4 protein-coding genes, 1 tRNA gene and 2 pseudogenes are annotated in these 3996 nt (G+C 49.9%); 5 read left to right on the forward strand and 2 right to left on the reverse strand.

Going from position 1 to position 3996, the window contains the following annotated elements:
• Positions 1–203: pseudogene (locus B5G12_RS13925) on the reverse strand (Fic family protein); the annotation flags it as partial.
• Positions 204–302: 99 nt separating this feature from the next.
• Between B5G12_RS13925 and B5G12_RS14540 the strand changes: the two are divergent.
• A pseudogene (locus B5G12_RS14540) lies at positions 303–413 on the forward strand (ParA family protein); the annotation flags it as partial.
• A gap of 160 nt (positions 414–573) precedes the next feature.
• Positions 574–708: a ParB N-terminal domain-containing protein gene (locus tag B5G12_RS15130; protein WP_275532654.1), complete on the forward strand. Its 135-nt coding sequence runs from the start codon at positions 574–576 to the stop codon at positions 706–708.
• 514 nt (positions 709–1222) lie between these two features.
• Here the strand turns inward: B5G12_RS15130 and B5G12_RS13930 are convergent.
• A tRNA-Ala gene (locus B5G12_RS13930) sits at positions 1223–1304 on the reverse strand.
• A gap of 186 nt (positions 1305–1490) precedes the next feature.
• On the opposite strand from B5G12_RS13930, the gene B5G12_RS13935 reads away from it, so the two are divergent.
• Genes B5G12_RS13935 through B5G12_RS13945 form a run of 3 tightly spaced genes read left to right on the forward strand, consistent with a single transcriptional unit; the run spans position 1491 to position 3805 of the window.
• Positions 1491–2369, forward strand: coding sequence for a replication initiator protein A (locus B5G12_RS13935; protein WP_087325463.1), 879 nt, complete (start codon positions 1491–1493; stop codon positions 2367–2369).
• A gap of 42 nt (positions 2370–2411) precedes the next feature.
• Complete coding sequence (locus B5G12_RS13940; RefSeq protein ID WP_087325464.1) at positions 2412–3308, forward strand: ParB/RepB/Spo0J family partition protein; 897 nt, start codon at positions 2412–2414, stop codon at positions 3306–3308.
• A gap of 35 nt (positions 3309–3343) precedes the next feature.
• Positions 3344–3805 (forward strand): hypothetical protein, encoded by a 462-nt coding sequence (locus tag B5G12_RS13945; protein WP_087325465.1) that lies wholly within the window; start codon positions 3344–3346, stop codon positions 3803–3805.
• Positions 3806–3996: the final 191 nt, after the last annotated feature.

Genomic DNA, 3996 nt, shown 5'->3' on the forward strand with positions numbered 1-3996 from the left:
ACAGCCGTGACCTGCTCAAGAGAAAGCGTGTTCTGCTCGATGGCCAGAGAGCCGTGAATGGTCCGAATCCGATTGGACCGGCGCAGAGTGGGGTTTGCAGGCAGTGAGCTGACAGCAGTTAGCCGGCCCACCAGCTCGGCAATCTGCGCCACGTTGTCAATGATCTGGTGTGTGATTTCAAAGGGTGGCTGTTTGCTTTTCATGTATGGAACCTCCACAGAAGCAAAATGAACACCATTATTGTAACATACATCCATCATCACATCAATCGAAATGATGATTATAAATGAGAGATGAAAAAGATGAAGGACGATGTGGCCCCAAAAGCAACTGTAATTGCCATTGTCAACCAGAAGGGAGGTGCAGGAAAGACCACGACCAGCGAAGATTTGGGCGTTGGCATTGCCATGGAGATTGGCGGGTGGACGTAGCTCCCAGGTGCTTCGATCATATCCACGCCTGTACATCGGGAATATCTGGATGACCATAGCCAACAGCTGAACGAGCTTCAGAAAGGAGATAACGCTTAGGCATATGACGGTAAAATGAAGGCTTTTGAACAGCAGAAAAAGAATGAAGGGCAAGGGCGTTACTCAACCCAATGTCATCCGTCCCCAAAAAGCCGGAGAATATAAAATTGTGTCCGAACGCGGCTACCAGAAAGCCAGCGAGCTTGCCAGGTATGCAGATATGTCTGTAACTTGGTGAGATGGTGAAGGGCAACACAAATCAGCGAGAAGAAAATTTCCCCGAATACGAAATCAATGGTCCACTGAACAATGTCCCGGCGCTATCGACCCGGCCCACGAAAAAGGAACTGGACAAAGTGCTGGACGTCTGAGAGCTGGAGTCCATCCAGCGACGCTGCACTAACAACAACCAAGTAGCGATCCATGTGAACACCTATAGTGGAATTACCCCGACGAGAGCAAGGCACTGCAACGGGACTTTGCTGACCTTTATAAAGGGACTACCCTGTAAGATAATGCGGGAAACAATATAGACCTTCGGGGGTACTGCTTGCTTGAGTGCAGATGCAGGCGGCTGAATGGCATACACAAACTGGGATTGCGTTTTATAAAAATAAGTCGAAATTAGGCCAAAATCAATATCGCAAGGGGTATAGCTGATTCGGGCGCAGTCGAGAAATGCCCTTTGCTTTGTGCCGCTTGTGAAAAAAGAAAAGCCCTGAAAACGTAGTGTTTTCAAGGCTTTTCGCGTTTGGTGGAGATAAGCGGGATCGAACCGCTGACCTCTTGAATGCCATTCAAGCGCTCTCCCAAGCGGTACGTGTGCACACCCCCGTGATTGGTACTTGGAAGATGCGATAAATACGATGATTCGAATAAAAACTTTTTTTCTAAAATTCTTTACAATCGGACCGGCTGTAAGAGAACAAAGAAAGTGAAATTTTCAATAAAAAGGGCACCTTGATTCATGCCAAAATCAGGGTGCTCTTTTTTGCGCCCAATCGGAGGAAAGGAGACGCTATGTTGGACTACTTTTACGGCGGCCAGGCCGACCTGTTTTCCTTTTATAGATTGCCCAAAGCTCTCTTTGTAGACCCCAGATTCCGCGGTATCTCTGCGGAGTCAAAAATCCTGTATGGCCTCTTATTGGATCGGATGGGACTTTCAGTCAAGAACGGCTGGACGGATGATACCGGCCGGGTATACATCATCTTCACGACAGAAGAAATCATGGAAGCGCTCTACTGTGCGGACAACAAGGCCACCAAGCTCATGAAGGAGTTGGAAAGCTGTGGCCTGATCGAACGCAAACGCCGGGGCCTTGGAAAACCCAGCCTGATCTATGTGAAAAACTTTATTTCTGAATCGTCAGAACCACGAATCCAGAATCGTGAAAATCACGATTCTGGAACCGTGAAAAACGCGACTGTTGAATCGTTAAAATCACGAGGAATTAAGAATAATCAAAACAATACTGACTTGAGTGAGACTGATCCTTTCCTTTCGGACGTGGCCGCCGGAACGGAATCCGAAGGGAAAGATGACCGCACCCGGTATCAGGATTATTTTTTTCAAGAATTTGGCCTCGATGCTCTGATGAAAGCCAATCCCGAAGATGAGGATATGCTGCGTGAGATGCTGGAACTGTTGGTGGATACCGTGTGCAGCAAGCGCCGCCTCATCCGCATCGCGGGCGACGATAAGCCCGCCGAGGTTGTGAAAGCTCAGCTCATGAAGCTGAACAGCGATCACCTGCGGTTCGTCCTTATGTGCCTCAAAGAGAACACCACCCTTGTGCGGAATATGCGGCAATACCTGCTGGCTGCGCTCTACAACGCACCCATGACCATGCACAGTTCCTATGCTGCCAGGGTACAGCATGATTTCAAAACCGGATAAAAGTTTGGCCCAGAGCTTTCTCTGGGCCTTTTCTGTTGGGAGGTGATAGACTATTTCAGAACAAAAAACGACGCGACATCACAGAAACCCCAGACCGAACAGATCCAGCAAATCCCCATTACGGACCTGCATCCCTTCAAAAACCATCCGTTCAAGGTGTTGGACGATGAGGCCATGCAGCGGACGGTGGAAAGCGTGGCTCAGTTCGGCGTGTTGGCCCCGCTCATTGCCCGGCCCCGGCCGGAAGGAGGTTACGAGATCATTTCGGGGCACCGCCGCCAGCACGCGGCAGAGCTGGCCGGGCTGAAAACCCTGCCGGTGATCGTGCGGAACATGAGCGACGATGAGGCGGTGATCCACATGGTGGACAGCAATTTGCAGCGCGAACACATCCTGCCCAGTGAACGGGCTTTTGCCTACAAAATGAAGCTGGAAGCTATAAAAAATCAAGGTGCTAGGTCGGATTTAACTTCGCCGCAAGTTGCGGCGAAGTTCCGAAGCGATGATGAAGTTGCTAAAGGGCAAGGGATTAGTGGTGATACGGTGCGTCGTTATATTCGCCTGACCAACCTTATCCCCGAACTTCTGGACCTGGTGGACCAAAAGAAAATCTCCTTCAATCCCGCTGTGGAGCTGTCCTATTTGACGGCTGCCGAACAGCGGGATTTTTTGGAGGCCATGCAGGATACCCAGAACGCACCGTCCCTTTCCCAGGCCCAGCGCATCAAGAAGCTGAGCCAGGAAGGCAAGTGCACCTACGATGCCATCTTCGACATCATGGGCGAGGAAAAGAAGGCCGAAATGGACCGTGTGACCATCAAAAACGATGTGCTGCGCAAGTATTTCCCGAAATCCTACACCCCCAAGCAGATGCAGGACACCATCATCAAGCTGTTGGAACAGTGGCAGAAAAAGCGCCAGCGCAGCCAGGAACGCTGACCTGCTGGCACGATGCAGAGACAGGAGGACATTCAATGTACGAACAGAAGATGGACAGCACTTTTTCAGAAGAATTAGAGGCAATGGAGGCGCTGGAGGCTTATGTGTCCAGACTATTCTTTTACGACGTGTATGATTTGGATTGCACTATGACCCAGCAGGAAAACGGCTATCTGGTAGTTACTGGCCCGGAGATTCCTTTATCCATCATTCGTATGGAGAATGCGCAAGACTATCATCCTGATTTTCAGAAGGCCGATGTTCTGTTTGGTTTGCCCGATATGCCCATTATGATGAGTTATTCTCCCGGGAAAGTATCGTGTGTGGCCGGTAAACGTTACCTGATTGGCCCAATGGTTTTCTTTCGATTGGGCAAGGAACTCTCTGTTGCTTCCCTCTCGCTGGGCGATTTGCAGTATGTGCTGAAATTCCTGAACAGTCACCAAAAGTTTATTACGGTCGATGGGGAAATCCTGCAGGTCATCTGCCTGGATTAAATGCAGAAACTCTAACCGGCTGGCATAAATCACAAAACACAAAGAACAAATTTGGAGGTAATGCCTATGAACAAAACGAAACCCACCCTCGCACAGCAGACCTATGAGAAGGTTTGTGCCATCGAAACCATCCTGAATAGCCTGCTGGCAGACAGCACCACACCCGTATCTGGCCCGCCCGTGTCGGAGCG

This window comes from Faecalibacterium sp. An58 (assembly GCF_002161515.1).
Lineage (GTDB): Bacteria > Bacillota > Clostridia > Oscillospirales > Ruminococcaceae > Faecalibacterium > Faecalibacterium avium.

Coding starts and splice junctions, on each gene's coding strand:
- B5G12_RS13945 (WP_087325465.1), top strand. CDS start 3,344: ATGTACGAACAGAAGATGGACAGCACTTTTTCAGAAGAATTAGAGGCA.
- B5G12_RS15130 (WP_275532654.1), top strand. CDS start 574: ATGAAGGGCAAGGGCGTTACTCAACCCAATGTCATCCGTCCCCAAAAA.
- B5G12_RS13935 (WP_087325463.1), top strand. CDS start 1,491: ATGTTGGACTACTTTTACGGCGGCCAGGCCGACCTGTTTTCCTTTTAT.